This window comes from Pedobacter jaeyakensis (assembly GCF_054461315.1).
The window spans coordinates 1520338-1546717 of the sequence record NZ_CM136921.1; the positions used below are offsets into that span (position 1 = coordinate 1520338).

General features: G+C 40.5%; 24 protein-coding genes. 11 read left to right on the forward strand and 13 right to left on the reverse strand.

Features of this window, described 5'->3' with window-relative positions; genetic code table 11:
* Positions 1 to 19 precede the first annotated feature (19 nt).
* Positions 20 to 1336, reverse strand: a complete 1317-nt coding sequence (gene ahcY, locus ACXZ1K_RS06715) for an adenosylhomocysteinase (RefSeq protein WP_458972614.1) — start codon at positions 1334 to 1336, stop codon at positions 20 to 22.
* 271 nt (positions 1337 to 1607) lie between these two features.
* On the opposite strand from ahcY, the gene ACXZ1K_RS06720 reads away from it, so the two are divergent.
* The 3 genes from ACXZ1K_RS06720 to ACXZ1K_RS06730 all read left to right on the forward strand — a co-directional run bounded on the left by ACXZ1K_RS06720 (position 1608) and on the right by ACXZ1K_RS06730 (position 2906).
* Positions 1608 to 1934, forward strand: coding sequence for a DUF2752 domain-containing protein (locus tag ACXZ1K_RS06720; protein WP_458972615.1), 327 nt, complete (start codon positions 1608 to 1610; stop codon positions 1932 to 1934).
* 12 nt (positions 1935 to 1946) lie between these two features.
* Positions 1947 to 2387 carry a CCC motif membrane protein gene (locus tag ACXZ1K_RS06725; RefSeq protein ID WP_458972616.1) on the forward strand — a complete coding sequence of 147 codons (441 nt, stop codon included), beginning with the start codon at positions 1947 to 1949 and terminating at the stop codon, positions 2385 to 2387.
* Positions 2388 to 2495: 108 nt separating this feature from the next.
* Positions 2496 to 2906, forward strand: coding sequence for a BrxA/BrxB family bacilliredoxin (locus ACXZ1K_RS06730; protein WP_458972617.1), 411 nt, complete (start codon positions 2496 to 2498; stop codon positions 2904 to 2906).
* A 61-nt stretch (positions 2907 to 2967) separates the two neighbouring features.
* Here the strand turns inward: ACXZ1K_RS06730 and ACXZ1K_RS06735 are convergent, their stop codons facing one another.
* The gene (locus ACXZ1K_RS06735; RefSeq protein ID WP_458972618.1) at positions 2968 to 5337 is read right to left on the reverse strand and encodes an ATP-binding protein; all 2370 of its coding nucleotides are present in this window, start codon (positions 5335 to 5337) and stop codon (positions 2968 to 2970) included.
* 271 nt (positions 5338 to 5608) lie between these two features.
* Between ACXZ1K_RS06735 and ACXZ1K_RS06740 the strand changes: the two genes are divergently transcribed.
* From ACXZ1K_RS06740 to ACXZ1K_RS06755, 4 genes are all read left to right on the forward strand, one after another.
* Positions 5609 to 6415, forward strand: a complete 807-nt coding sequence (locus ACXZ1K_RS06740) for an alpha/beta fold hydrolase (RefSeq protein WP_458972619.1) — start codon at positions 5609 to 5611, stop codon at positions 6413 to 6415.
* A 71-nt stretch (positions 6416 to 6486) separates the two neighbouring features.
* Positions 6487 to 8901, forward strand: a complete 2415-nt coding sequence (locus ACXZ1K_RS06745) for a response regulator (protein ID WP_458972620.1) — start codon at positions 6487 to 6489, stop codon at positions 8899 to 8901.
* Positions 8902 to 8947: 46 nt separating this feature from the next.
* Entirely contained in the window at positions 8948 to 9691 is a 744-nt protein-coding gene (locus tag ACXZ1K_RS06750) for a peptidase (RefSeq protein WP_458972621.1), read from the forward strand.
* Positions 9688 to 10530 (forward strand): transglutaminase-like domain-containing protein, encoded by an 843-nt coding sequence (locus tag ACXZ1K_RS06755; protein ID WP_458972622.1) that lies wholly within the window; start codon positions 9688 to 9690, stop codon positions 10528 to 10530. The genes ACXZ1K_RS06750 and ACXZ1K_RS06755 overlap by 4 nt, the downstream gene beginning before the upstream one ends.
* Before the next feature lie 2 nt (positions 10531 to 10532).
* Here ACXZ1K_RS06755 and cdaA read toward each other — a convergent pair whose 3' ends face one another.
* Together cdaA and folP are read right to left on the reverse strand one after the other, a co-directional pair.
* Positions 10533 to 11324, reverse strand: coding sequence for a diadenylate cyclase CdaA (cdaA, locus tag ACXZ1K_RS06760; protein ID WP_458972623.1), 792 nt, complete (start codon positions 11322 to 11324; stop codon positions 10533 to 10535).
* A 20-nt stretch (positions 11325 to 11344) separates the two neighbouring features.
* A complete protein-coding gene (folP, locus tag ACXZ1K_RS06765; protein ID WP_458972624.1) occupies positions 11345 to 12211 on the reverse strand; it encodes a dihydropteroate synthase in 867 nt (288 codons plus the stop codon).
* Positions 12212 to 12237: 26 nt separating this feature from the next.
* Between folP and ACXZ1K_RS06770 the strand changes: the two genes are divergently transcribed.
* Genes ACXZ1K_RS06770 through ACXZ1K_RS06785 form a run of 4 tightly spaced genes read left to right on the forward strand, consistent with a single transcriptional unit; the run spans position 12238 to position 15496 of the window.
* Positions 12238 to 12780, forward strand: coding sequence for a DUF1599 domain-containing protein (locus ACXZ1K_RS06770; RefSeq protein WP_458972625.1), 543 nt, complete (start codon positions 12238 to 12240; stop codon positions 12778 to 12780).
* Positions 12781 to 12782: 2 nt separating this feature from the next.
* The gene (locus tag ACXZ1K_RS06775) at positions 12783 to 13931 is read left to right on the forward strand and encodes a BT_3928 family protein (protein ID WP_458972626.1); all 1149 of its coding nucleotides are present in this window, start codon (positions 12783 to 12785) and stop codon (positions 13929 to 13931) included.
* A gap of 1 nt (position 13932) precedes the next feature.
* Positions 13933 to 14988, forward strand: a complete 1056-nt coding sequence (locus tag ACXZ1K_RS06780; protein WP_458972627.1) for an ABC transporter permease — start codon at positions 13933 to 13935, stop codon at positions 14986 to 14988.
* A 1-nt stretch (position 14989) separates the two neighbouring features.
* On the forward strand, positions 14990 to 15496 hold the full coding sequence (locus tag ACXZ1K_RS06785; protein ID WP_458972628.1) for a shikimate kinase: 507 nt from the start codon (positions 14990 to 14992) through the stop codon (positions 15494 to 15496).
* Here ACXZ1K_RS06785 and ACXZ1K_RS06790 read toward each other — a convergent pair.
* From ACXZ1K_RS06790 to ACXZ1K_RS06830, 9 genes are all read right to left on the reverse strand, one after another.
* Positions 15479 to 17185 carry a M28 family peptidase gene (locus ACXZ1K_RS06790; protein WP_458972629.1) on the reverse strand — a complete coding sequence of 569 codons (1707 nt, stop codon included), beginning with the start codon at positions 17183 to 17185 and terminating at the stop codon, positions 15479 to 15481. The two genes, ACXZ1K_RS06785 and ACXZ1K_RS06790, sit on opposite strands and share 18 nt — an antisense overlap.
* Before the next feature lie 7 nt (positions 17186 to 17192).
* Positions 17193 to 18002 carry a tRNA pseudouridine(38-40) synthase TruA gene (gene truA, locus ACXZ1K_RS06795; protein WP_458972630.1) on the reverse strand — a complete coding sequence of 270 codons (810 nt, stop codon included), beginning with the start codon at positions 18000 to 18002 and terminating at the stop codon, positions 17193 to 17195.
* 5 nt (positions 18003 to 18007) lie between these two features.
* Complete coding sequence (locus ACXZ1K_RS06800; RefSeq protein WP_458972631.1) at positions 18008 to 19969, reverse strand: beta-N-acetylhexosaminidase; 1962 nt, start codon at positions 19967 to 19969, stop codon at positions 18008 to 18010.
* Positions 19970 to 19991: 22 nt separating this feature from the next.
* Entirely contained in the window at positions 19992 to 21377 is a 1386-nt protein-coding gene (gene dacB / locus ACXZ1K_RS06805) for a D-alanyl-D-alanine carboxypeptidase/D-alanyl-D-alanine endopeptidase (RefSeq protein ID WP_458972632.1), read from the reverse strand.
* Between the two features lie 97 nt (positions 21378 to 21474).
* Entirely contained in the window at positions 21475 to 22467 is a 993-nt protein-coding gene (locus ACXZ1K_RS06810) for an aspartate-semialdehyde dehydrogenase (protein WP_458972633.1), read from the reverse strand.
* 209 nt (positions 22468 to 22676) lie between these two features.
* Positions 22677 to 23552, reverse strand: a complete 876-nt coding sequence (locus ACXZ1K_RS06815; RefSeq protein WP_458972634.1) for a sugar phosphate isomerase/epimerase family protein — start codon at positions 23550 to 23552, stop codon at positions 22677 to 22679.
* Between the two features lie 5 nt (positions 23553 to 23557).
* Entirely contained in the window at positions 23558 to 24439 is an 882-nt protein-coding gene (locus ACXZ1K_RS06820; protein ID WP_458972635.1) for a hydroxypyruvate isomerase family protein, read from the reverse strand.
* A gap of 11 nt (positions 24440 to 24450) precedes the next feature.
* Positions 24451 to 25662 (reverse strand): nucleoside permease, encoded by a 1212-nt coding sequence (locus ACXZ1K_RS06825; protein WP_458972636.1) that lies wholly within the window; start codon positions 25660 to 25662, stop codon positions 24451 to 24453.
* Positions 25663 to 25683: 21 nt separating this feature from the next.
* A complete protein-coding gene (locus tag ACXZ1K_RS06830) occupies positions 25684 to 26379 on the reverse strand; it encodes a 3-keto-disaccharide hydrolase (protein WP_458972637.1) in 696 nt (231 codons plus the stop codon).
* Between the last annotated feature and the right edge of the window lies 1 nt (position 26380).

The window sequence follows — 26380 nt, forward strand, 5'->3', positions numbered from 1 at the left end:
ATCCATACATTATTTTATTTTAGTATCTGTAAGCTTCTGGTTTGAACGGGCCCTCAACTTGAACACCAATGTAATCAGCTTGATGCTGATCCAGAACGTCAAGCTCAACTCCAATTTTTGCCAGGTGTAAACGAGCTACTTTCTCATCAAGATATTTAGGAAGGACGTAAACTTTGTTTTCATATTTATCTGTATTTGTCCAAAGTTCTAGTTGTGCAAGTGTCTGGTTAGTGAATGAAGCAGACATTACAAAGCTTGGGTGACCGGTAGCACAACCAAGATTTACCAAACGGCCCTCCGCCAATAATATAATATCTTTACCATCGATAGTATATTTATCTACCTGCGGCTTGATTTCAACTTTAGTATCGCCATAGTTGGAATTTAACCAGGCAACGTCAATTTCATTGTCAAAGTGACCGATATTACAAACGATAGCTTTATCTTTCATTGTCTTGAAGTGCTCTGCACGAACAATGTCACAATTACCGGTTGTGGTGACGATGATGTCAGCTTCTAATACAGCTGTAGTAAACTTCTTAACTTCATAACCTTCCATTGCGGCTTGTAACGCACAGATCGGATCAATTTCAGAAACGATTACACGTACACCTTGTGAACTCAAAGATTCAGCAGAACCCTTACCTACATCTCCGTAACCAGCCACAACCGCAACTTTTCCAGCCATCATGATGTCTGTTGCACGACGAATCGCATCAACTAATGATTCACGACAACCATATTTGTTATCGAATTTAGATTTGGTAACAGAATCATTCACATTAATTGCAGGTAAATGCAATGTTCCGTTTTTCATACGCTCGTATAAACGATGAACGCCGGTAGTAGTTTCTTCTGATAGGCCTTTAATGTTTGCAATTAGCTCGGGAAATTTATCAAATACCATGTTTGTTAAATCACCACCGTCATCAAGAATCATGTTTAATGGTTGCTGATCCGGACCAAAATGTAGTGTCTGCTCAATACACCAATCGAAACTTTCTTCGTCCAATCCTTTCCAGGCATAAACCTGGATACCCGCAGCGGCAATCGCCGCGGCGGCGTGATCTTGAGTGGAGAAAATGTTGCATGATGACCAAGTAACCTCTGCGCCAAGGGCAACAAGGGTCTCAATTAGAACTGCGGTTTGAATGGTCATGTGAAGGCAGCCTGCAATGCGTGCGCCTTTTAACGGTTGTGACGGACCGAATTCTTCGCGAAGCGACATCAAACCTGGCATTTCTGCCTCTGCTAATCCGATCTCTTTGCGGCCCCATTCTGCCAGTGAAATGTCCTTAACTTTATAAGGAACGTAAGTTGTCTCTACTGATGACATATGTTTATGATTAAGTTTATGATTTACAGTGGATTGGATTTAACATGATTTTATTTCACGCCTTCTAATTTTCCTTCTGCATTTCGTATGCAAAAGTAGGGAATAGTTTAGCTAAATTCAAAAAGGGACTAAGCCAATAGCATTTACTATGTTTGGCTGACTTTAGACCCATTGACTGTTTGTTGAAAAGGGGCTTTATCTTCAAAAATGATAGTTTTATTTTTCAACTATTTATATAAATTAGTAAAATACAATAGGTGCAAGGCGATACATGACATATTCGTTATCATTTTTATTAATCATTGATTGGCTAAAGGGACATTTACTGGCTTGCCCGTTTAAAAGGTTAACAGGTTTGGATTGTCCTGGATGTGGTTTTCAAAGATCCATATTAGCATTAGTTCAGGGTGATGTTAAATCTTCTGTTCATTTGTACCCTGCTGTTGCTCCTATTTTAATGTTTATCATTTTTGTTCCTCTGCATCTAAAATTTGATTTTAAAAATGGGGCCCAGCTGATTAAGTTCCTATACCTCATCATTGCGATTGTAATTGTTCTTAATTATATCTATAAAATATACAACCATAAATTATACTAAAACTCAATCACCATGTCAGAAAATCAATTCCCTCGGGACTCGTCAGAAAATAACCCTTCACCAAAACCTCCAGAATTTAAAAAACCTGTTGAGCCTGTGCATCCGTTTGGGTCCTTCGGGCAGCAAGCATTGCCAAACAGTACACCTGTACTGGTATTAGGGATACTTGCTATTCTGTCATGTTGTTGTTATGGATTGCCTGGATTAATCCTTGGCATTATAGGCTTAGTTCTGGGTAACAAAGATCTCAAACTTTTTAAACAGAACCCAGGGCTATACACCGAGAGTTCTTACAAAAACTCTAAGGCAGGACGTATATGTGCAATAATCGCTTTGATACTTAGTGCTTTGTTCGTAATCATCATGATTGGTCTGATTGCTGTGCTAGGGTGGGCTACTATACAAAATCCCGAAGAATTGAAGAGAGTTCTGGAAGAAATGGGGAAAAAATAACAAAGTAATTTAAAGGTAAAAACTGAACGCCAGTTTTTTATTCGCTTTGATGCTGCATCTGGACACTGTACCTTTGTACATTCAAATTGACAATTAAAATTAAAATATATGTATCCAGAGTATCTAGTAGAACCAATGCGTGCTGAACTTACAAAAGTAGGTTTTGAAGAATTGAAGACTGCCCAGGAAGTAGATAGTGCAATTGGTACTGAAGGAACTGTTTTTGTAGTTGTGAATTCAGTATGTGGCTGTGCCGCGGCCAACGCACGTCCAGCTGCAAGACTTGCTGCAGCTAATGACAAACATCCCGATAAATTGGTAACCGTTTTTGCAGGTATGGAAAAGGAAGCTGTAGACAGAGCCAGGGGTTATATGATGCCTTTTCCTCCATCATCTCCGGCAATGGCTTTATTTAAAGACGGTAAGCTCGTGCATATGATTGAACGCCATCAGATAGAAGGTAGACCAGCACAAATGATTGCCGACAGCTTGGTAGGCGCATTTGAACAGTATTGTTAACCAATTGTGCATATTTAAAAGCCCCTGATTATATGATGTCAGGGGCTTTTTCATTTTATCTTTAGTGCTGGTGCTTTGAAGCATAGTATAAGACTTTGCTATATAGTTCGTCTGGCAAGAAAGGCTTCACTACAAAATCGTCTATACCGGCATCCCTAACTTGTTCCGCAATTTCATTCGGAAGATTAGCAGTTAATGCTATAATTGGGATGCTTATTCCTCTTGATCGCATGTTTCTAGTGGCTTCATACCCATCCATAACGGGCATATGTAAGTCTATTAAGACCAATCGATGTATTTTTGGGTCGACCGTATTTAGTCCTTCAAGACCATTATGTGCTACATCAATGGTAGCTCCCCAGCGTTCCAAATACTTCTGGGCAACAAGGACGTTCATCAGGTTGTCTTCCACTAAGAGGATATGAACGCCGGTTAAAGGTTTATCCGCTTCGTTTGGAAGAGTTTCTGGGTCATGGGGCTTAATTTCTTTAATGCTCTTCTCAAAGATTTGAATAAAATAGAAAGTAGATCCTTTCCCTTCCTCGCTAATGAGCTTTAATGACGATTTTTGTAACTCCAGGATCTTCTTAGAGATAGCAAGTCCAAGTCCTGTTCCACCAAAACCTCTTGATGTTGAGGAATCCGCCTGGGTAAAGCGCTCAAAAATGATTTTCTGTTTATCTTCCGAAATTCCAATCCCAGTGTCTTTTACATATATATTTAGCGTGACAGTTCTTTCATTTTGGTTCGCTACTTCAATTCCAACCTGAACGTTTCCTTTTTGGGTAAATTTAATGGCATTGTGGACAAGATTGGTCACGACTTGTGAGGTTCGTGTAGGATCCCCCATTAGCTTATGCTTTAATTTCTCGTCTACATCAAGTTTAAGGGAGATACCTTTGTCGGTAGCGGATCCCTGCAGGCCGCTAACAATATTCCTGGCTATTGATGCAATGTCCATTTCAATATGCTCAAACGTGACCTTGCCGGCCTCGATCTTTGTATAATCCAATATGTCGTTCACGATAGCTAGTAAATTATTAGCTGAAAACAACATGATGTCCAGTTGCTCGATTTGATCTTCTCTGGGCTCATTTTTAAGCAGCAGATGACTCATTCCAATTACCGCGTTCAATGGAGTGCGGATCTCATGACTCATTGTACTTAGAAATTCGCTTTTAACGACCAAACCTTCTTCTGCCTGAGTGGTGGCTTGCTTCAAAGCAAATGATACGCGATGTGAAAGGACTAATGACTGCAGGAAGAAAAAGCAGATATAACAAAAGAAACTTAGAATCTGGTGTGAACCTATGATTCCCCAATAGTGCAAAAGGGTAATCGCGAAAGCTGGTATTAATGCAAGTGAACTAAGGAGGGTATAAATGGAGCCTGGCCTTTTCTTAATATACGCAATAGTGTAAATTACCGGAACGTAAACCAGGCAAAAGATGGTGACTATTAGAAATGGATTGATTAGCTGAGTGAAAAATATTGGGGAAATGCACAAGGTTGCTAATGCAAAAGTGAAACACACGATGCTGACGATTTCTATTATCTTTTTATTGGTTTCAAGGGGATAAAGATACTTTGTGTAAAGCGCGAAGAGTCCGATACTTAAAAAAAGACTCATGTATTCCATCCGAATCGCAATGTACCAGTCCAGATTTGGAAACACCGTATGGAGAACATAGTCATCCACACCGATGATCCTATAACTGTAAACAGTAGAATATATGGCAAACATTAAAATCGCCTTATCGCGGTTTCCAAGAATAAAAAGACCTAGAAAAAACAGGCTACCCATTATTAAACAGCCGAACAATATAAAATCGATTGCCTCAGCGCTACGCCTTTCAAGTTCAATATCAAACTTCTTTCCAATCACGAGCGGTTTGCTGATGCCGCCTTTACTGTGAACAAAATTGGAGATTTGTAGAAGTATAATCAGTTCCTCCGTGTTTCTGGGCACGTCAAAAGCTTTATATTCCCAGTGGGGGACAAACTTTTCTGAGCTTATGCTTACCTTCCCGTTAGTGGCAACTGGCTTGCCATTTATAAAAAGCGCGTAGGCAGTATATGTTTCAGGCATCGCAATCCTCAGTGTTTCATCGCTTTTTGGCAATAACAACTTTACTTTATAAGAAGCGTAGCCAAATGCAGGAAGTTTCCGTTCCCAGGACTTATAATCTGTCCATCTCGACGGAAATTTTACGTATTGAGGTGGTACTGTTACAGAATCTTCTGGCGCAACGAGCATACTCCAATAAAAACCCCATGTGCCACGAAGCTCTATTGGCTCTTCAAATGATTCCTTGCGAAGGTCGATAACACCATTTGTTTCCGAGTGCAACACTGAATTGTCTTGCGCAGCGCAAACACCCACTCCAATGCAAAGTGAAAATAATAATGCGTAAAAGGTTTTCAAAATCATGAGTATTGGTCCTATCCCTAGGGCTCAAATTTATTTATAGGCCACAAAGTATGAAATATTAAATCATCTGGGAAATCGAATGAAACATTTATCGGTCATTACGTTATTTGATTTACTAATAATACAGATTTAATAAACTTTAAACATTTTTTTCGGTAATTTGTCGTTTTCTGATATTTAATGTTTAATCATGAAAATAGGCCTTTTCAGAGTTGCTAAATTACATTTTTGTTAGTGATAAAGGGCTCGAAAAGGTATAAACTCAAATGATATGGATCCTAAAATACAAAAAAAGCACAATTTAAATATCGAAGGTAATGTTGAGGCTGCGCAAACGATTGTTTTTGCTCATGGCTTTGGCACAGACCAGACCGTTTGGAAAAATATTAAGGAAGCCTTTGTTGACGATTATAGGATTATTTTATACGATAACGTTGGGGCAGGTAAGGCTGATCCAGATGCCTATAGTCCGAACAAATACAATTCCCTGCATGCTTATGCGGATGACATGCTCGAAATATTAAAGGCGCTAAATTTGGATGATGTCATAATAATAGCACATTCTGTGAGTTCGATGATAGCACTATTAGCTATGAATAAATCTCCAGAGGCTGTGTCAAAAGCTGTTTTCTTAAATGCTTCTCCACGTTATATCAATGATGATGAGGAAAATTATACTGGAGGTTTCACCCAGGAGGCATTAGATAGCATGTATGAAGCGATGACGACTAACTACTATGCCTGGGCTAGTGGTTTTTCTGCTGTGGCAATGGGTAATCCAGATGTTCCTGAGCTAGGTGAGGAGTTTGCGCGGACTTTATCAGCTATTAGACCAGATATTGCGCTCTCAGTCGCCAAAGTTATTTTTGAATCAGACATGCGTGAAGAACTTAGTAAGCTTCAAAACAGAGTCCTATTAGTGCAGGCTCATGAAGATATTGCTGTTCCCCCATTTGTCGCCCAATATTTAAATGAACATATCAATAACAGTATATTAAAATATGTAAATGCGACTGGTCATTTTCCTCATATAAGCGCGCCTGACGAAATTATTGACATTATTAAATCTTTTATCTAAACCGATTGTCGCAACATAGTTTAAATGTCGATTGGGCAAAAGCCGCGTTAAAGTTCATTAAACAAATGGGCATGGCAGAACGATTCCAAACATGGGAATGGATTATGCAGAAAAGTGTTGTGGCATTGAAGGACATTTCTCAGGCTTCAAAAGCTTTATTGATTAGAAATGAAGACACACTCACTTCTAGAATAATAAACCTTGACACCGATATGGGACAGATGACTTACCTGGATCCTGTTATTTTACAAGACTTAAGTGCTGCGAGAGAACCTCAATTTTATGTCACGCCATTCGAGGTGAATACTAATTTATTAGGTTTACTTGAAAATCCATATTGCTTTGCTGTCTTTCCGGTAAAGCATAGTAATGGAGACGGCTTTATTTTTTTAGCCTGGGAAAAGTGTTTTGAATTTAGTGAAGATTTTATAGAATTCGCCAATAGTTGCCTTGATAAGATTAACGAAATTTCACGGCTTTCCAATACTTACTATGCGCTTGAAGAACTAAAACTTGGTTTTAACGCGATCTTACACACAGTACCTCAATGTATCGTTTATATAGATGATAGTGGGAAAAATAGCTGGATCAATGACCGTGCAGCCACCCTTTTTAAATTGGATAGCGGGAGTGTAGTACCAGCGAAACTGTCTGAAGCCATGCAGCATTTGCGCAATTCGGCTTCTAATAAAGAGGAAATTTTCAGGACGGGAATGGAAATCTTCAAGTCTAAAAATAAGAAAATTAGCAACTGGAAGTGGATATTTCATGATCCTGTTTTTTTTGTGCTTGATGTTTGTTGTACGCCTACGGTATCCGATTATGTGAGTGGTGTATTGTGGACATTTGATGACATCACCAGTCAATATATTTTCGACCAGCGCCTTAGAGATCTAAATGTTCAACTTGAAGAGAAAAGTCGGCTTGCAGAGGAGCAAAACAAAGCGAAGTCAGAGTTTCTCGCAAATATGAGTCACGAGATTCGCACTCCTATGAACGGAGTAATTGGCATGACCAGTTTACTTCGCAACACACATTTGGACGAAGACCAGTTTGATTTTGTAGAATCCATACGCATTAGTGCTGACGCCCTTCTTGAGATTATTAATGAAATCCTAGATTTTTCTAAAATTGAGTCTGGAAAACTTGAACTCGAGGAGCATTCCTTTTTTATACATAAAATTATTGAAGAAACTTATGATTTACTTGCATTAAAAGCGTATGAAAAGGATATAGATCTTCTGTATCAAATTGATCCTCATGTTCCAATGGAAGTCATCGGAGATATGACCAGACTTCGGCAAATTGTCGTCAACCTGGTAGGTAATGCCATTAAGTTCACACCTAGCGGAGAAATTTTAACCTCTATCAAGCTTGTATCTCGTGATGAAAGTAATTATGAGTTAGAATTTTCAATAAAGGATAGTGGGATCGGTATTCCCGAGGATAAGATGCACAAGTTATTTAATTCTTTTTCGCAAGTCGATTCTTCTACAACAAGAAAATATGGAGGCACGGGACTAGGCTTAGCCATTAGCTCCAGATTAGTAGAGAAAATGCAAGGGAGGATTTGGGTGGAGAGCGAGGTTGGAAAAGGGACAACTTTTAGATTTACGATAAAGATCCAAGCCAAGTCTGAAATTAAAGAGTTTAAGATCGCAACTCCACAAAAGGAGATCTTAGGAAAGGTGGCTTTGCTAATAGACGATAACAAGACCAACCTGAAGATATTAAAAGGCCATTGCGAGCTTTGGGGAATGTATGCTGATGTTGCAATCAGTGGAACTGAAGGCCTGAACTTAATGCAGAGAAACGAATATGATGTAGTGATCATTGATTTGCTGATGCCAGAGATGAATGGAGTGGATGTTGCCGTTGCCATCCATGCAAAATATGGGCATAGTGTGCCAATGGTATTGTTTAGCTCTGCAGGGCAGTTTCCTGCCGATCGGCAAAATGAGCGTGAACTGTTTGCTGCTATTTTGGACAAGCCGATCAAGCAAGCCTATTTCCAAAAGATGCTGATAAATACGCTATCGAAATCAGCGGCAGTAAAAGATAAATTGACTTTAGCATCTAACTTGCAACCTGTTCACGTTGAAGTTAACGATTTGATCGGGATCCTTGTCGCAGAAGATAACATCATCAATCAAAAAATAGTAATCAATGCTTTTAAAGCGATTGGCTACGGCTGTGATGTCGTTTCTAATGGATTGGAAGTTTTATCCTCGTTAAAGCGGCAACATTACGACATTGTATTAATGGATGTGCAAATGCCCGAGATGGACGGCTTACAAGCTACCCGGGAAATCATAAAGATCTATGGAAACAACCGCCCGGTCATTATTGCTATGACAGCTGGTGCCTACGAAAAAGATAAAGAAGAATGTATAGAGGCTGGTATGGACGATTTTCTGACCAAGCCGTTCGACTTTGAAAATCTGTATAATAAATTCACCTTCTGGAAGGGTAAACTCAATAAATAAAAGCTTAAATACGCCTTATTTGTTAACCTGATTGGTATATTTGGGTATGACATATTGTTTAGCGATAAAGGTGAAGGAGGGCCTTGTGGCAATTGCCGATACAAGAATTACTTCAGGTACTGATACGACTCAAAAAAAGAAAGTTCATATCGAGCAGCGCGATAAATATTCGCTCTTCATCATGACCAGCGGCCTGCGTTCTGTCAGGGACAAAGCAGTACAATATTTTAAAGAACTTATTGAAGAAGGTGAGGTTCATAACAAACTTTATAAGGCAGTTAACGCATTTGGAGCTCAAGTTAAGCGGGTAGCCCAGGAAGATCGTGCAGAGCTGGAACAAAGTGGCTTAAAATTTAACTTGCATACCATAATTGGCGGACAATTGAGAGATGATGAGGAACATAAGCTGTTCCTCCTTTATCCGGAAGGTAACTGGGTTGAATTGGGCGAAGGAGCACCATTTGTAGTGATTGGAAATTCTGGACACGGAAAAGCCATCCTAAACCGTACACTGACTAGCGAATCAAGTATGCACTTAGCTTTAAAAACAGGATTTCTTTCTTTTGACTCAACTAGGGCAAGTGCTAATGATGTGGATTTTCCGATAGACGTTGTGCTTTACCAAAATAATACCTTTGGAATGGTTGAACATCGATATGGAAAGAAGGATTTGGAGTATATTTCCGATCAGTGGGCTGAGGAACTGAAAAAAGCATTGAATAATATATCTGATGAATGGATGGAGGTTGCTTTTAATAAATTGCCGGTTCCTAACGAGGCGGAAATATGAAGTTTGAGGTTTCAACAACATTAAAATACGGATCAGCAGATTTGTCTACTTTGATCCTCAATATACAGCCTTTTAAATCTTTTGGTCAGTTTGTGATTAGCGAAGACTTTCAATCTTCCCAAAAACTTATTTCCTATGAATGGGTGGCTGCTAGTGGCGAAAAACGATTTAAAGTATTGGAGATACCACAAACAGCAGAAGTTGTGTTCACCTACACTGGCATTGTTGAAAACCGAATCAAAACCATCCCCGCTGCACAGCTTGACGATGTTCCAATAAGTCTCATGCCCATTTTAGTTTTACCTTATCTAAATCCCAGCCGGTATTGCCAGTCAGACAAACTGTACAAATTTGCATTTGATAAATTTGGTCATATCGAATCTGCCTTCAATAAAGTAATGGCCATCAGGGATTGGATCTTTGAGAATGTAGAATACCGCTCAGGTCACACCACACCACAAACATCGGCTTATGATACGGTAACAGAGCAAATAGGAGTATGCCGGGATTTTGCACATCTTGGTGTAGCATTATGCAGGGCGCTAACTATCCCCGCAAGGTATTTTACAGGATATGCCTATCAATTGCAACCACCAGATTTTCACGCTTGCTTTGAAGTATATCTTGGTGGACATTGGATCATCATGGATGCCACTAAGCTCGTTCCTATTAATGGTTTGGTCAAGATAGCGACAGGATTTGATGCAACTGATACGGCATTGGCCAGCAGCTTTGGTAATTTAAACTTTACGAGTATGGAAGTTGGAATTAAAGCACTTGACGAAAATTTCAAAGCATTTGATCATCAAACACTCCTGCAAGGCTACAGTTATTATTGAGTTTAAAAATCTTTATTCAGCAGTTTTTCTAACTCTCCGAACGAAACATTCATTCTTACGCGCCCTTGCTTAGCATAGGCGATTTCTCCTGTCTCTTCAGATACAATTACTGCTACTGCATCAGTGGCCTCAGAAACCCCAATCCCAGCTCGGTGCCTTAAGCCAAACTGAGGCGGTAGCTTGTCATTGTCTGTTAATGGTAGGATACAGCTAGCACTTTTAATTTTATTTTCTGAGATGACAACAGCTCCATCGTGAAGCGGACTGTATTTTTGAAATATGCTCTCCAGTAATCGTTTTGATATTTTGGAATCAATGATCTCGCAACTGTTAGCAAACAGTTGATCGTCGTAAAATTTAACGAATACGATCAAGGCTCCCGTGCGAGATTTTTTCATGCTTTTGCAGGCATCAATAATTGGTTTAATGCGAACCAGGTTGTCTCGTTCTACACCTTTACTGCCAAAAAGATAACCCCACCATGCCTTATTTTTTTGTAGAAAAGTGTTCTTGCCAATAAGAAGCAGGAAACGCCGGATTTCCGGCTGGAAAATGACAATCAACGCTATGATACCTACACTGATGAATTTTTCTATGATTGCAGTAAGCAGGTTCATGTGCAACTGTTTCACAGCAAACCAGATCATCATAATGATCAGCATGCCCAGTAACAGGTTTACTGCTATAGTATTTTTGATTAAATTGTAGATGTAGTAAATGATTAGCGCGACAAGAATAATGTCGATCACGTCTGTAACTGTGATTTTTAGGAAATCGAAGTCTAAACTTTTCATCAATGCAAGGTAGGAAATTTTTAATCAGGATACTCCTGAAGCGTTTTTTGTACCAGTGTAACGCATTGGACAGCTTCCTTCACATCATGAACCCTTAATATGCTTGCACCTTTCATTAAGGATATGGTGTTCAATGCGGTGGTACCATTCAAAGATTTGTCAGCAGTTATCTCAAGGGTTTTGTAGATCATTCCCTTTCTGGATATCCCGGAAAGTAATGGATATCCAAAATGCTGAAGATCTTCCAGATGATTCAATAATTCAAAGTTGTGTGCTGTAGTTTTCGCGAATCCAAAGCCGGGATCGAGGATCACATCTTTAACGCCAAGCTGTTTCAGCGCAGCTATTTTATCGCTAAAGTAGTTATTCACTTCCATACGAAAATCAGCATAGCTTGCCTCGTTCTTCATGGTTTGAGGTGTTCCTTTCATATGCATCAGCACGTAAGGCACCTGAAGCGAAGCCACGGTTTCAAACATCTGATCATCAAGACTGCCGCCAGAAATATCATTGATGAGATGTGCCCCAGATTCTACCGCTGCCCTGGCTACTTTAGACCTAAAAGTGTCTATCGACAAAAAGGCTTCCGGGAAATTTTTATGAATGGCTTCCACCATCGGAATTAGCCTACTTAACTCTTCCTCTTCATCAATATCTTCCGCGCCAGGGCGGGAAGAATAAGCGCCCAGATCAAGAAATACCGCCCCTTCATTAAGGTGCTTTTCTGCCATGTTCATAGCTTGCTGTTCGGTGGAAACTCGACTATCGCCATAGAAAGAATCTGGCGTAATATTAATGATTCCCATTACGCAAGGATAGGCTAAATCCAATAGCTTTCCCCGCAGGTTCAGTGTGGTCTTTCGGTATAAAAACGTATCTTTAGCCATTGTTAATGATACAAACTTAGATAAAATTGGCAACAAATACTTCACAAGAATACGATTCAGTAATTGCAGTTTGCAAAGCGCTTTTTATAAAGAAAACCAGTGATTACGGCACTGCCTGGCGCATTTTAAGATCTTCTTCCATAACTGATCAGATATTTATTAAAGCTCAGCGCATCAGGACCCTTGAAGAAAAGAAAGTATCCAAGGTAGGGGAAGACATTACATCCGAATATATCGGAATTGTCAACTATTGTGTGATTGCCATGATGCAGCTGGATATGGCAGCCGATGAGCCAAATGAGCTTGGGGTGCAGCGCGTTGAGTTGTTGTTTGATCAAAAGGTATCTATTACTAAAGAACTAATGTTTGCAAAAAACCACGATTATGGCGAAGCCTGGAGAGATATGAGAATTAGCTCGCTTACGGACCTCATCCTGATGAAGATATTTAGGGTAAAGCAAATTGAAGACAACCTTGGACAAACCATTGCATCGGAAGGAGTCGCCGCAAATTACCAGGACATGCTCAACTATGCGGTATTTGCATTAATTAAATTGGGGGTTAATTAGCTATGAAAGCAATCTTAAACTTCTTCAGGGTATTTGTTGGGGTGTTATTTATATTCTCAGGTCTGATAAAAGCGAATGACACGATTGGCTTTGGCTATAAACTGGAAGAATATTTTGATGTATTCCACATGTCTTTTTTCTCAGGATATGCTACAGCTATAGCAATGATACTTTGCATCCTGGAAATCGTTTTAGGAGCGCTGCTTCTTTTCGGTTTCTGGCGCAAGCAGGTCACTTCTGGCTTACTGGCTATTATTATTTTCTTTACATTTTTAACCTTTGTTTCTGCTTTTTTCAAGGTGGTTACATCGTGTGGCTGTTTCGGAGATGCCATACCCTTAACACCTTGGCAATCTTTCTCTAAGGATCTGGTATTGCTGGTGATGATTCTTTACATTTTTATTTATAAAAAAGACATTCACCCAATTACTACCCATCCAGGTTGGCAAAGCGGATTATTTTCGCTTGTTTTTACTGCTTCATTATTATTTACGCAGTTTACTTATAACTATTTGCCGGTTATTGATTTCCTTCCCTATAAAGTAGGAGCAAACATACCTCAGCTTATGAGTATCCCTGTAGGAGCACTGCCGGATGAGTATGAGATCACTTATAACCTCACTAACAAGAAAACTGCTGAAAAGAAAATACTGACCGACAAAGAATACCTCAAAACGGGTATTTGGAAAGACAATAACTGGGAGATCGTTGGCACCCCAGAAAGTCGACTAGTCAAAGCAGGTTATCAACCAAAGATCCGTGATTTAAAAATTATGGATGCTTCTGGTACAGATTACACCAAAGAAATTATTGAAAACCCATATTATAGCCTGATCATCGTAGCCTGGAATTTAAAGGACACAGATGAAAAAGCTATGTCAACATTAAACGCGCTGGCATTGAATGCTACTGAACAATTCAACATCCGTACGGTCTTACTTACCGCTAATTCTGCTCAGGATGCAGATGCATTCAGTAAGAGGATGAAACTATTTATGGAAGTTTTCTACGCGGATGCAGTACCTCTTAAAAGTATGGTAAGAGCGAATCCGGGGATTATGTTGCTAAAAAATGGGGTGGTGGTAAATAAGTGGCATTATCATAATGCACCATCTTTTGATGACCTTTCCAAAAATTATTTCGGCAAATAATATGATTTACTACGCCTTCAAAAAATTCGTTTATGGATTTGCTGTGATGGCGGGCGTAATTATCGTTGTTTTCTTACTATTCAATGTACTTCCCGGTGATCCCGCGAGGATGACCATGGGACAGCGATCTGATGTGCAGTCCCTTGAGGCGGTACGTAAAGAATTTGGGTTGGACAGGTCAAGGCCCGAACAATTTCTTCTCTACATTAATGATTTGTCTCCTCTTGGCATTCATGATCATACTGCCGAGGCTGAAGAAAAATATGGTTATGTAAAATTGATCGCTTTAGGCAACAGTGTTCTTGCATTGAAATGGCCTTACCTGCGCAGGTCGTATCAGACAAAAAGAGACGTCACGGCTATACTTCGGGAAACTGTTCCTAACACCTTTGTACTGGCGCTTAGTGCAATGTTCTTTGCTACAATAATTGGTATTTTTTTAGGAGTACTATCAGCGGTGAATAAGGATACCTGGATAGATAAAACGGCCAATGCTTTTGCTATTTTGGGTATTTCGGCCCCATCATTTTTTGCGGGGATTATCATCGCCTGGCTATTTGGCTTTGTATGGAGTGATTATACAGGCTTGAGCATGTCTGGCAGCTTGTACAGCTACGACCCTTTTGAAGGTGAAATCATGACCTGGAAAAACCTGTGGCTTCCAATGGTAACATTGGGATTAAGGCCGCTGGCCATTATTGTCCAGCTAACCAGAAGCGCAATGCTTGACGTGCTGGCGCAGGATTACATTAGAACGGCCCGTGCTAAAGGTTTAAGTAGAACCAGTATCATTTACAAGCATGCACTTAGAAATGCTATGAATCCTGTAATTACAGCTATTTCAGGTTGGTTTGCGTCTTTATTGGCAGGATCTTTTTTTGTCGAATACATATTTGGATACAACGGTTTGGGCAGAACAGCGGTAACCGCATTAGAGATGTCCGATTTTCCGGTGATCATGGGGTCAATTCTATTCGTTGCCCTGGTATTCGTTATCATTAATATTTTAGTTGACATTTTATATGCCTTTGTTGATCCAAGGGTAAAATTAGCTTAAGATGAGAATATTCCTTATTGGTTTTATGGGTTGCGGCAAAACAACGCTTGGTAAAAGACTTGCATTTAAAATGGATTACCAATTTATAGATCTGGACCATGAACTTGAAAATGCAGTCGGAATGTCTGTCGGCCAGTACTTCTCGGAAAATGGCGAGGATGCGTTCAGAGCTCTGGAGCGTGATTTGTTAAAGTCTATCAACTATCCCACCAACTGTATCGTCTCTACTGGTGGCGGAACGCCCTGCTACTTTGACAATATGGAATTCATGAATAGTACCGGCATAACTATATATATTGAAATGGAGCCAGCTGCATTGGCAAAAAGACTGGAAAATGGAAAGCACAAGCGCCCTTTAATTAAAGATCTTGACGGAGAACAGTTGGTCAATTTCATAGAAATGAAGTTAGCGGAAAGAAACCCTTTTTATAAAAGATCCTATATGTCTGTGGATGGAATAAATATTACTCCCGAGAAAGTAAGACATCAATTATTTCAAATCGGCTAAATAAGTTATTGTCTGTTGTTCTATGACTAAAATGGCAGCTTCTACCGCTGGTCCAACACCTGCAGTTTCAGATTTTACCGGTAGTGAATTGACCGTATAAAGTGCATCTGTATAATACTTACCCCAGGTTTTAATTATTTTCTGTTCATCTGCAATTGGTTTGCCACTGGCAATAGCCGCTTTACTCAAATCATACTCGGTCTTCAAGCGTTCAAGTGCCGCCTTTTTTACTTCGTCAACGATAAAAGTGGCTGTAACTTCATTGGCATTGATGAGGGTATATGCCGCTGTTAATGCACTTATGCCTACATTTTGCATGGTAGCTGCAGAAACTTTATCCAACCTGTCATTATCAGTGTGGTAGTACATATCTGTAAAATGCCACATCAACAGTCCGGGAATTTTATTTTGTAAAAAGGGGGTATGGTCACTGCCGCCTTCAAATGGATTGTAGTTTACCGTCCAGTTGGCGTGTTTGCCTTGGTCGCGACAAACTTTCATGATAAAATCATTGTAGTAATGTGGAAATAAATCCTCCTCCTTAACATCGCCAGCTCCCCATTCAGAATGTTTATCTGTACCCCTTGTCCATATCGCTGAAGGATCCGGCATTTTCTCGATCAGAAAGCTACCTCCAGTTTTTTTGGTATCTTCTCCAACCATATCCAAGCTCATGCCGCATAATATTCCCTTTGCTCTTTCCGGATCTTCCTTGATGTAGCGCTGTGTGGATACAATTTCATCTCCCCATAAGAATGTTATGGTGCGCTGGGGTATAAGTTTGTTTTCCTTTACCAATTCCGCAGTAACACGCGCCATTTCGGTTAGTGTGCCAACTCCTGTTGCATTATCGTTAGCACCGGGCTCCTGCACATGGGCGCTAAATACAAATCGCTGGTTTGGAGAAACAGTTCCTCTTACATTCGCTACTATGGTTAATTCTTCTGAAGGGTAGCTATTGGTTTCTATACTTACCTTCAGTTTTACAGGGCCTTTTGTCAATGCCCTTTTTAAACGCTCCTTAGCCTGGTAAGACAAATTAATGGCCCAGCCTTTATTGTCCTGGTTGCTGATCGCAGAAAATTGTATAGAACTCTGGTTTTTTTCTGGCTGTGTATAAGTAGGCATGGCATAGCCAAGTACACCTATTGCTCCAGCGTTAACGGCTTCATTAAATAGCCTTCCACTGCTTGTTTCTGAAAATAAAATCTTTCCTTTAATGGTTGTTTCACCGAGCGTTTTTATTGCAGCTGCATCAACCATAACTACTTCTGCTTTTGTACCGCCTGCCGGCGTTGCATTGGATCCAATGGCGATCATGTTCCTGTTGGTCTTAAACTCCAATAATGGCAGTTTTTCTCCTTCAATACTGATGCTGGCATTAACTGGATCCCAGGCGTTTTTTTTCATTGGACGTTTCTCAATGCGATAGGTCAGTGCAGCCTCTTCTTCATTGCCCTTCTGTAAAATGTACCCTGCTTTTTTAAGTAGTGCTTCTACATAATAGATACTTTCATTGAAACCTTTATTCCCTGGAAGTCGCCAGCGCTGCTCTACAAATGCCGTAGTTTCAAAAGCATTGTGCTTATTGAAGCTTTTTCTCGTCATTTCGAAATAAGGAACTGTAGGATCTTGAGCAATTGCCGAAGTGCTGATCAGCAATAGGAAAACAATTGATATTTTTTTCATCTTTCAGTTATAAAGTGATCCAGGACTGGTCTGCTTGTTTTTGCAGGATCGCAGAAAATGCTGTACGCGGTGGAATGTCTAAATAGGGGTAGGTAACTTTTGATAAATAAAGCCCCTGCGGATGTGCAGGGGTAATCAAAGCAGGTGTTTGGTTGTTGATCAGGTAATTTTCAAATTCATCTACTGATAAAGTACCCCTTCCTATTTTGAGCAATTGCCCCATAATGATCCTGATCATCTTACTCAGGAACCGGTTCGATGCGATCTGGAACCTCATCCTGTCGCCATTGGGGTCAATAGAAATAGAGGCTTTCATCACATTGCATATTGTATGTTCATACTTATCCGGGCTGGTGCAAAATGCACGGTAATCTTTGTAATTGGGCAGGATGGCAGCAGCCTTTTTCATCTTGTCAAAATCCAGATTGTCCAACAGGTAATAGGCGCTTAGCCCATTTAAAAACGGGTCTTTATAGGTGTGTAAAAAATAATCGTAAGACCGGTACACAGCGTCAAACCTGGCATGTGGCTCACCCTCCATCGGTATGATGTCAAAAACAGCAATGTTTGAAGGTAATGATTTGTTTAATCTAAAAAGCAGATCAAAGTCCCATTCCCTTTCTATGTCCATATGAAAGAAAAACTGGCTGGCGTGCACATGCGCATCTGTTCGTCCGCAGCCATTTACGAAAACGGTTGTTCTCATGATCTTGCTCAACGCTTTTTCTATAACACCCTGAACGTTTGCTATTCCAGATTGTTTCTGCCATCCATTGTAATTCAGGCCATTATAGCCAATATGAACAAAATATCTCAATTTCTTTATCTTCTTGGCGCCCGCTTGTTCAACTCATCAATTGGCATGTTCATCATTCGTCCTACAGGTATTTTACCTTTATAAGTAATAACCTTTAGCATAGTAGCATCCTTTGGCGGCATTAATTTTTCTGTATACTTTGGATAAAAACGGTCTGGGAAGGAGTTGTCAAAGCTGTAATAAATATCCAGCCCTTCCACTTCAGTGCTCAACTCAATCATCAACTGTTTGTCGGCAGATCTGCTTACTGAAAATATCGGATCGTAAACACTTGGTGCATATTTTGTTTCAGCAATGTCCAGGCGTTTAAAGTGCTGCTCTACTTTGGAAAAGAAAGTAACCCAATTCTTTTTTTCAACGGGCGACCAAACTGATTCTGCTATGGCCATACCGCGTGGCCAGGTCATGTACTCGGCCTGTCGTATGTTATACACTTGTTCTGTCCACAAGTTGGCCTGTCCGCCTTTAATGTACTTTGGGTCTGCACCCGCAGGTATAGGGTCGAATTCGTAAGATTTACTTAGTCGCAGGGAAGCATATACTCGCGGTTCTGTAATTTGATCCGCCTGCATGTAATCCAGGTAAGCATATGTAGTCGGACTCATCACTACCTCATGTTTGTTCTTTGAGGCATCAATGCCATATTTTGTTCCTCTCCAACTCATTACCGCGGTACTCGCTGGCATATCTCCATCCAGGATCTCATCCCAGCCCATAAATTTTTTTCCTTTGGATTCTACGATTTTCTGGACCCGCTTTTCAAAGTAACCTTGCACCTGATGCATATTCTTTAGTCCCTCCCGTTTCATCAGCACCTTGATGCTGTCGTTCTTTTCCCAGTAATTAATTGGGGCCTCGTCTCCACCCATGTGGATATAATCAAAGGGAAACAATTTAGCAACCTGGGAAATAACAGAATCCAGAAAAACATAAACCTTTTCATTAGCCGGGCAAAGCGTATTGTCAATAAGTGCAATAGGAGGGGAACCTTTAGACCAGTCCATGATCCGCTCTCCTGATCTTACCCTATAATTTTCTGCGCCTGGGGTACAGGATAATTCCGGGTACGATGCTATGGCAGCTAAACTGTGACCGGGCACATCAATTTCTGGCATCACATCAACGAACCTGTCTTTCGCATATTGTACTATTTCTTTAATGTCCTCTTGGGTATAGAAACCACCATAGGTGCGAGGCTCATCAGCAGTTGGAGGAATAAAATTTCCAAATTCCCCGGTTTTATTTACCCGCCATGCACCAACTTCAGTCAACTTTGGTAAGCCTTTAATCTCAATTCGCCAACCCTCGTCGTCGGCCAGATGCAAATGCAACAAGTTGTATTTGTACCTTACCATGGCATCAATATATTGTTTTACCTCAGCTTTGGTAAAGAAATGTCTGGCCACATCAAACATAAGTCCTCGCCATCCTACACGCGGATAATCGGTAACCTCAACACATGGTACAGCCCATTCTACATCTTCAACCAATTCCTTGCTTTCAATTTCCTTTGGGAAAAGCTGGATCAGGCTTTGCACACCATAAAATAGACCTGCAGGCTTGTTGGCCTTAATGGTAATCAACGATGGGGTTACGGTTAGGGTGTAACCTTCTTTTCCAATAAATGCATTGGTTTTGTCGTTTAAAACCAAATTGATGGTAGATTTGGTATTCTTATCGGTTACATTGGAGACAAAGCTACCCGTTGGAATGGACAGCCTTTCCTGCAGAAAACTCACGACCTGTTTAAGCTCCGGATTTGCAGGCGAATGAATAACTACATTTGCCGGCAATATAAAATGGCCCTCCGTTTTAATCAAAGAGACCGGTTCTGGAATAATGGCGATTTCGGAAGTATGGTTTGCAGCTTCGTTAGCGGTTGTGGCAGGGATGTCAGCAATTGCCGCCTGACTAAATACTTTAAAGCTCAACAGGCAGAGGATTAATAACACAGAGTATCTTTTCATAATCCCTGCAATTTACCAAAATTTACTTTAAGGCATCCAAAACACGGAACAACTTTTTGTTGATCCCAGACCCTGTATAATTGTTTACATTGATGACAATCACATATTTATTGCCGCTTGCACTGGTATAATAGCCTGCAAATGCAGAGACATCGTTAATGGTTCCGCTTTTCAGTTTCATGCCATTGTTTTCTGGCAATGAATTATAATAATCTCTAAACCAATTCTCTTTTTGCGCCTGATAGAGCACACTTGCCATCGCAAAGGTGGTTACTCGTGTGCCAGGCGATAGGCCGCTCCCATCTAATATATTCAATGCATTTCTGTCTATTCCGCGTTCTGCCCAGAAATTAATAATTGAGGACGCACCGTTTTTGGTTGTCGCGGTTCTTCCAAGTTTCCATGCTATGGTTTTGATGAGGTGTTCCCCGTAAAGATTAACGCTCTTTTTATTAAACCAGTAAACAATGTCACTGAGCGAAGGGGAGGAGATCGTATTAAGTTTTTGAGTGATTTTTGGAAGCGTTTGTTGAGTTGCGTTGAGTATTCTACTCGTAGTTGTGATACCTGATGCCACTATCCCAACCCGCCTTAAGGTATCTTGCAATCGGAAAGCTGCATCATACGCAGGATCTGGAAGCGCTACAGAAATGCCATCTTTTGAAGCGCCAAATCCCCAGGTTCCTCGTAAATAAGCAATAGTGCTAAGTGGAGGTATATACGCGTAAACGTTATCGCCAGTTCCTTCTGCACCAGCCTTGACCTCGTTTACAATCTGCAAATACGGCATAGCTGGGACAGTCTTTGTAATGCTGACAGAATTGTCAGCACGGTTTGCCTTAAGGTGTAAGTCAAATTGGTTCTCTCTCCAGCTAAGTCCAGAAGCGCCTGCGCCATAATAATTGCCAATATCTTGCCAGATCCAGCCATCAGGTGTTGTTTGAGTCCCAAATATACTTTCGTCGCCAATAACGCTGCCATCAATTTTTTTTATTCCTGCAGACCGGATCGCCTTTACCCATTGCCCCAGGATTACACCTTCTTTGCTGCTTTCATACCTCCATGATCCCAGCGTGGGGTCGCCACCACCGGTAATGATCAGGTTTCCCTTTAGCGTTCCATCACCGCTAATCGTTCCGCTATAGCTAAGTGTGGTCTGAAACCTAAAATCTTTTCCAAGTATGCTGAATGCTGTTGCTGATGTGATCGTTTTCAAAGTGGAGGCTGTTGCCAGTCCAATATTCTCATTCCGGGCAAATAACGTTTTCCCCGTATTTGCATCTAATACACACAGCGAAGCTATCGCATATTTTGTTTGATCATCTGCAAGGAAAGTATTAAATGCCTGTTCTATTTTTTGAACCGGACTTTGTGCATTGGACACCAGTCCAATGAATAGTAAATACAAAAAAAGGAATTTTCTAAGCATATTTCAAATAAAAAACGTGATGTAAAAATAGCAGGTATTGCCTTTTCCACATCACGCTAACGTATTTTACGGTAATTTATATCAGTTCTTTTCTTACCAGGTATTCTGCAATCTGTACTGCATTTGTCGCAGCACCTTTGCGCAGGTTATCCGCCACAATCCACATGTTAAGTGTGTTTGGTAAAGATTCATCTCTTCTTATTCTGCCTACAAATACCTCATCACGTTCGTGAGCATCTTTTGGCATTGGATATTTCAGGTTTGCCGGATCATCAACTACAATGAGTCCTTCAGTTTTCGACAATAGGTCCCTCACTTCTGCAACATCAAATTCATTTTCAAATTCAATATTTACCGATTCAGAGTGTCCACCCATCACTGGGATACGCACCGTTGTAGCGGTAACGCGGATGGTGTCATCACCCATAATCTTACGGGTTTCCAGGATCATCTTCATTTCTTCTTTGGTGTAGCCATTATCGGTGAATACGTCGATCTGAGGGATTACATTGAGGTCAATAGGGTAAGCATAGGCCATTGGCCCATCCATAATACCTTTACGCTCATTCATCATCTGATCCACTGCTTTTACACCTGTACCGGTTACGGATTGGTAAGTAGAAACCACTACGCGTCTGATTCTGTATTTGTCGTGCAAAGGCTTAAGTGCTACTACCATTTGTATCGTTGAGCAATTCGGATTGGCAATGATCTTATCATCAATAGACAGCTCATGTGCATTTACTTCAGGTACGATCAATTTTTTGGACGGATCCATCCTCCATGCTGAAGAATTGTCGATCACTGTTGTGCCGGCTTCGGCGAAACGTGGTGCATTCTCTAATGAAGTACCTCCACCAGCAGAAAACAAAGCAATATCGGGTCTCATTGAAATTGCTGTATCCATGTTTACAACAGCGAACTTTTTACCTTTGAAAGTGATTTCCTTACCAACACTCTTTTCAGAGGCTACAGGGATCAATTCGGTTAGCGGGAAGTTACGCTCTTCTAATACTTTCAACATTACGGTGCCTACCAAACCGGTGGCTCCTACTACTGCAATTTTCATGTTCTTTTAGTTGTTTTAATTGTCATGAAGCGTCACCAGCGAAGCTTCTGATGGTTTCATGTTCTTTTTCTAATTTGTTATTTACTTTTTTAAATTTATTACTGGTTTTACGTTTAATAAGTCTGCAAATATGAGATTATTTTACGTAAAAAAAGGGAAGTGGTTCGATTTAAACCACTTCCCTTTAATATTTTGCGACGATATTGTCTTTATATCAGGTTGTGGTCTACATAGTCAAAGCTCTTCTTAATGCTGGCAAAAGGATCCATTGAAAAATTCTCCTGCTCTACAATGAGGTGCTTTAAACCGGCCTGCTTGGCATGTTTATAAATCGACTTAAAGTCTATCGATCCGCTTCCAACTTCTGTATTGATTTTAGGGTTGGCTTTGTCCATATCCTTAACGTGCCACATCACAAAGCGACCCGGATGTTTCTCAAATAAAGCTATTGGATCGTGACCAGACCTTACTACCCAGTATAAGTCCATTTCGAAATGAACGTTGTCTTTGTCCGTACCGGCAAGTAAAACATCATAACCCATTTCTTGGCCATACTTGGTAAATTCAAAATCATGGTTATGATAGGCCATTTGCAATCCTGAGGCTTTGACCAGGCCAGCTGCCTGGTTCAATCTTTCCGCAAGTCTTTTAAAATCATCAATGCTGGTTCTTAAAGTAGGATCTAGCCACGGACAAGTAAAGTATTCCATATTTAAGGTTGCTGCCCCTTCGATTAAAGGTTTCAACTCTTCCAAATTTCCAGACTTAATAAAATCGGTCAGGGTGAAGTGTCCGCTCGGGGCCTTCAATCCATTCTCTTTAAGAGTTTGGCTAAAGTCTTTTGCCGATAATCCCCAAAACCCTGTTTCGGCAGTGTACCCATAGGTTTCCACCTCTTTGTATCCAGCCTGGGCAACCTTAGCAATTACGCCTTTTACGTCTTTTGGCAACTGCTCTCTCAAAGTGTACAGCTGTAAGCCTACTACTTTTCCGCTAGCTGCCGGTGTACAATAAAAATTACGTAAAATGACAGCACCTGCCGCCGCGATACTTGCCTGTTTAATAAAGGTTCTTCTTGAGTTCATGATTATTATACGTCACAAATGTTAACTGCCTCACTTAAAGATTTAAATACTTCTTTACTTCTTGGGATAAATTCCTGTGCAAGATAACCTTTAAATCCTGTAGCAACAATAGCTTTGATAATAGCAGGATAATAAAGCTCCTGATTTTCATCGAGTTCATGCCTTCCCGGTACACCTGCGGTATGATAATGAGATATGTATTTAAAGTTGTTTCTAATGGTGCTGATCACATTACCTTCATCAATTTGCATGTGATAGATGTCGTATAACAGTTTAAAGTTTTCAGACCCTAATCTTTTACACAACTCCACACCCCATGGCGTATTGTCACACTGATAATCTTTATGGTCAACCTTGCTGTTCAACAGTTCCATAACCAGCGTCACTTTGTATTTTTCTGCAATAGGCAATACCTGTTTCAATCCTTCTACACAGTTATTCCATCCAGTCTCATTGTCTTTACCACGTCTGCTGCCGCTAAAACAAATCAGTTGTTTGTAACCTGCATCAGCTACTCTTGGAATCATTTCCGAATAATTTTTAATGAGGGTTGCATGAAACTTCGTGTCGTTCCATCCATCTTCCAGGTTGATCTCTGCACCATTACATAGTGAGGAATCTAATCCGTGTTTTTTTAAAGTATCCCAGTCATTAGGACCAACGAGATCGATCGCTTTGATGCCTATCTTTTTAGCTTCCACACAAAGTGTATCTAAATCTACACCGCCAAAACACCAGCGGCAAACCGAATGGTTTACATTTCCTTTAAGCATAGTACTTTTATGTTCTGCAAAAGCAAAGGCAGGCAAAGCCGCCGAAACGCCCAATGCAGCGGTCCCGGCAACCATATTCTTCAGCGCAGTCCTTCTGCTCAATTCTGATTTCATGTTCTAATTATTTAAACGGTAACTGTCTCAGTCTTTTTCTTATCTGAGAAGAATAAAAGGAATAATATGGCTACTACTGCAGCAATTGCAGCCGGAATGATCCAGATATGGTACCAATCGTGCCCGGTGCCAACAACATATTTGTCAACTACCATACCCGAAATAAACGATCCGATCAGCATCCCAACTCCATAAGTAGCAAGGGTGATAAAGCCTTGTGCCGCACTTTTAAATCGATCTCCCGCTAGCCTGTCTGTGTAGATTTGACCGGTAACGAAGAAGAAGTCATAACAAATGCCATGCAGTACAATGCCTCCGATCAACATCCAGTAATTGGTATCTGCGTTACCGAAAGCAAAGAACAAATACCTGATCACCCAGGCAATCATCCCAATGGCCAGCATTTTTTTAACACCAAGACGAACAAAAAATAAGGGCATCAGGATCATAAATAGAGTCTCAGAAACTTGCCCTAATGCTTGAACCCCCGCGGCGGCTTTCATTCCCACTTCATTAAGAAAAGGATTGGTAAAATTATAGTAGAAGGATAGTGGAACACATATCGCAACTGAAGCAATAAAAAACATTAGGAAAGATTTATTCTTTAATAAACCTATTGCGTCCAGTCCAAGAATATCGCCTACAGTCGTTTTCTCGCCTTTTTTTACTGGTGGCGTGTGTGGTAGGATGAAACTAAACAATCCTAAAATAATCGATGCAATGGATGCAACTTTGAAAGTCATTACCAAATTTCCATCCTGTTCCCAATTTAACCAGCCAATGATCACGCCGGCAACGATCCATCCAATGGTTCCAAAAACGCGGATAGCAGGAAATTCCTTTTCAGGATCTTTCAATTGTTTAAAGGAGATGGAGTTTACCAGGGCCAACGTTGGCATATAGGCGATCATATAGCCCAGGATGAAAGGGAAAAAGCTCTCGAAATTTAATGAGGTTGAGGCAAGCCAAAGTAAAAGACCACCAACCAAGTGCAAAACTCCAAGTATTTTTTGCGCTGCAAAAAATCTGTCAGCAATTAGTCCTATAATGAATGGGGCAATGATTGCACCCAAAGATTGGGTACTGTAGGCAGAGCCAATTTGTACGCCGTCTGATAAAAGGCTTTTTCCCAGGTAAGTACCCATGGTCACAAACCATGATCCCCAGATAAAAAACTCCAGGAACATCATGGTTGATAATTTAATACGGTTATTTAAATTCATTGTTTTTTAGTTACGCTTTATTTATAGTTCTTTAATCATGATGTTCTTGTACCATACTTCATCACCATGATCCTGAAGGGCTATTTTACCTGATTTAAAGGCACCAAACCCTTCCCATGCTGCGAACTTACTTTTAGCTACCAGTTCTTTCCAGTTTTGGTCCCATAAAGTCGTTTTTACTACACTAATCCCATTGAGCTTAAGCTCCAGCGATCCTTTATTAGCGATAATTTCTGCAGTATTCCATTCACCTACTGGCTTAACCGGCTCAGAGCTGCTTTGTATCAAATCATAGAGGTTGCCGGCACGGTGTTTCGTAATTTTTCCATCAGGGTGGCCATCATTGTCCAATACCTGCATTTCCGGTCCGGTCATATAAGTTGCCCCATATTTTTGCGGATCGTCCTGTACGTAAAAGATGATTCCGCTGTTTGATTTCGGAGCTACCTTCCAGTCAATCTTCAAATGGAAATTGCTGTATGCTTTATCAGTTACCAGGTCACCTCCGTCACCTTCAGAAGATGGGACAAAATGAAGCGTTCCGGCATCTGCTTTCCATTTGGTACTGGCCGCAGTCTTACCATATGTGTGCCATCCGCTTGTGCTTTTCCCGTCAAATAATTTGGTAAAACCTTTCGAAGCGCCGCTTTGGGCTTTCGAAAAACTGCTGCTCATCATTGAACCAATGATGAGCGCAGAGAAAATGTATTGTTTCATT

What these genes read in the sequence shown, in the direction of transcription:
- ACXZ1K_RS06825 (WP_458972636.1), bottom strand. Translation starts at nt 25,662, where the DNA reads ATGAATTTAAATAACCGTATTAAATTATCAACCATGATGTTCCTGGAG.
- ACXZ1K_RS06745 (WP_458972620.1), top strand. Translation starts at nt 6,487, where the DNA reads ATGGCAGAACGATTCCAAACATGGGAATGGATTATGCAGAAAAGTGTT.
- cdaA (WP_458972623.1), bottom strand. Translation starts at nt 11,324, where the DNA reads ATGAAAAGTTTAGACTTCGATTTCCTAAAAATCACAGTTACAGACGTG.
- ACXZ1K_RS06750 (WP_458972621.1), top strand. Translation starts at nt 8,948, where the DNA reads ATGACATATTGTTTAGCGATAAAGGTGAAGGAGGGCCTTGTGGCAATT.
- ACXZ1K_RS06730 (WP_458972617.1), top strand. Translation starts at nt 2,496, where the DNA reads ATGTATCCAGAGTATCTAGTAGAACCAATGCGTGCTGAACTTACAAAA.
- ACXZ1K_RS06720 (WP_458972615.1), top strand. Translation starts at nt 1,608, where the DNA reads ATGACATATTCGTTATCATTTTTATTAATCATTGATTGGCTAAAGGGA.
- ahcY (WP_458972614.1), bottom strand. Translation starts at nt 1,336, where the DNA reads ATGTCATCAGTAGAGACAACTTACGTTCCTTATAAAGTTAAGGACATT.
- ACXZ1K_RS06815 (WP_458972634.1), bottom strand. Translation starts at nt 23,552, where the DNA reads ATGAACTCAAGAAGAACCTTTATTAAACAGGCAAGTATCGCGGCGGCA.
- ACXZ1K_RS06735 (WP_458972618.1), bottom strand. Translation starts at nt 5,337, where the DNA reads ATGATTTTGAAAACCTTTTACGCATTATTATTTTCACTTTGCATTGGA.
- folP (WP_458972624.1), bottom strand. Translation starts at nt 12,211, where the DNA reads ATGGCTAAAGATACGTTTTTATACCGAAAGACCACACTGAACCTGCGG.
- ACXZ1K_RS06785 (WP_458972628.1), top strand. Translation starts at nt 14,990, where the DNA reads ATGAGAATATTCCTTATTGGTTTTATGGGTTGCGGCAAAACAACGCTT.
- ACXZ1K_RS06740 (WP_458972619.1), top strand. Translation starts at nt 5,609, where the DNA reads ATGGATCCTAAAATACAAAAAAAGCACAATTTAAATATCGAAGGTAAT.
- ACXZ1K_RS06820 (WP_458972635.1), bottom strand. Translation starts at nt 24,439, where the DNA reads ATGAAATCAGAATTGAGCAGAAGGACTGCGCTGAAGAATATGGTTGCC.
- ACXZ1K_RS06810 (WP_458972633.1), bottom strand. Translation starts at nt 22,467, where the DNA reads ATGAAAATTGCAGTAGTAGGAGCCACCGGTTTGGTAGGCACCGTAATG.
- ACXZ1K_RS06775 (WP_458972626.1), top strand. Translation starts at nt 12,783, where the DNA reads ATGAAAGCAATCTTAAACTTCTTCAGGGTATTTGTTGGGGTGTTATTT.
- ACXZ1K_RS06780 (WP_458972627.1), top strand. Translation starts at nt 13,933, where the DNA reads ATGATTTACTACGCCTTCAAAAAATTCGTTTATGGATTTGCTGTGATG.
- ACXZ1K_RS06800 (WP_458972631.1), bottom strand. Translation starts at nt 19,969, where the DNA reads ATGAAAAGATACTCTGTGTTATTAATCCTCTGCCTGTTGAGCTTTAAA.
- ACXZ1K_RS06790 (WP_458972629.1), bottom strand. Translation starts at nt 17,185, where the DNA reads ATGAAAAAAATATCAATTGTTTTCCTATTGCTGATCAGCACTTCGGCA.
- ACXZ1K_RS06830 (WP_458972637.1), bottom strand. Translation starts at nt 26,379, where the DNA reads ATGAAACAATACATTTTCTCTGCGCTCATCATTGGTTCAATGATGAGC.
- ACXZ1K_RS06755 (WP_458972622.1), top strand. Translation starts at nt 9,688, where the DNA reads ATGAAGTTTGAGGTTTCAACAACATTAAAATACGGATCAGCAGATTTG.
- ACXZ1K_RS06725 (WP_458972616.1), top strand. Translation starts at nt 1,947, where the DNA reads ATGTCAGAAAATCAATTCCCTCGGGACTCGTCAGAAAATAACCCTTCA.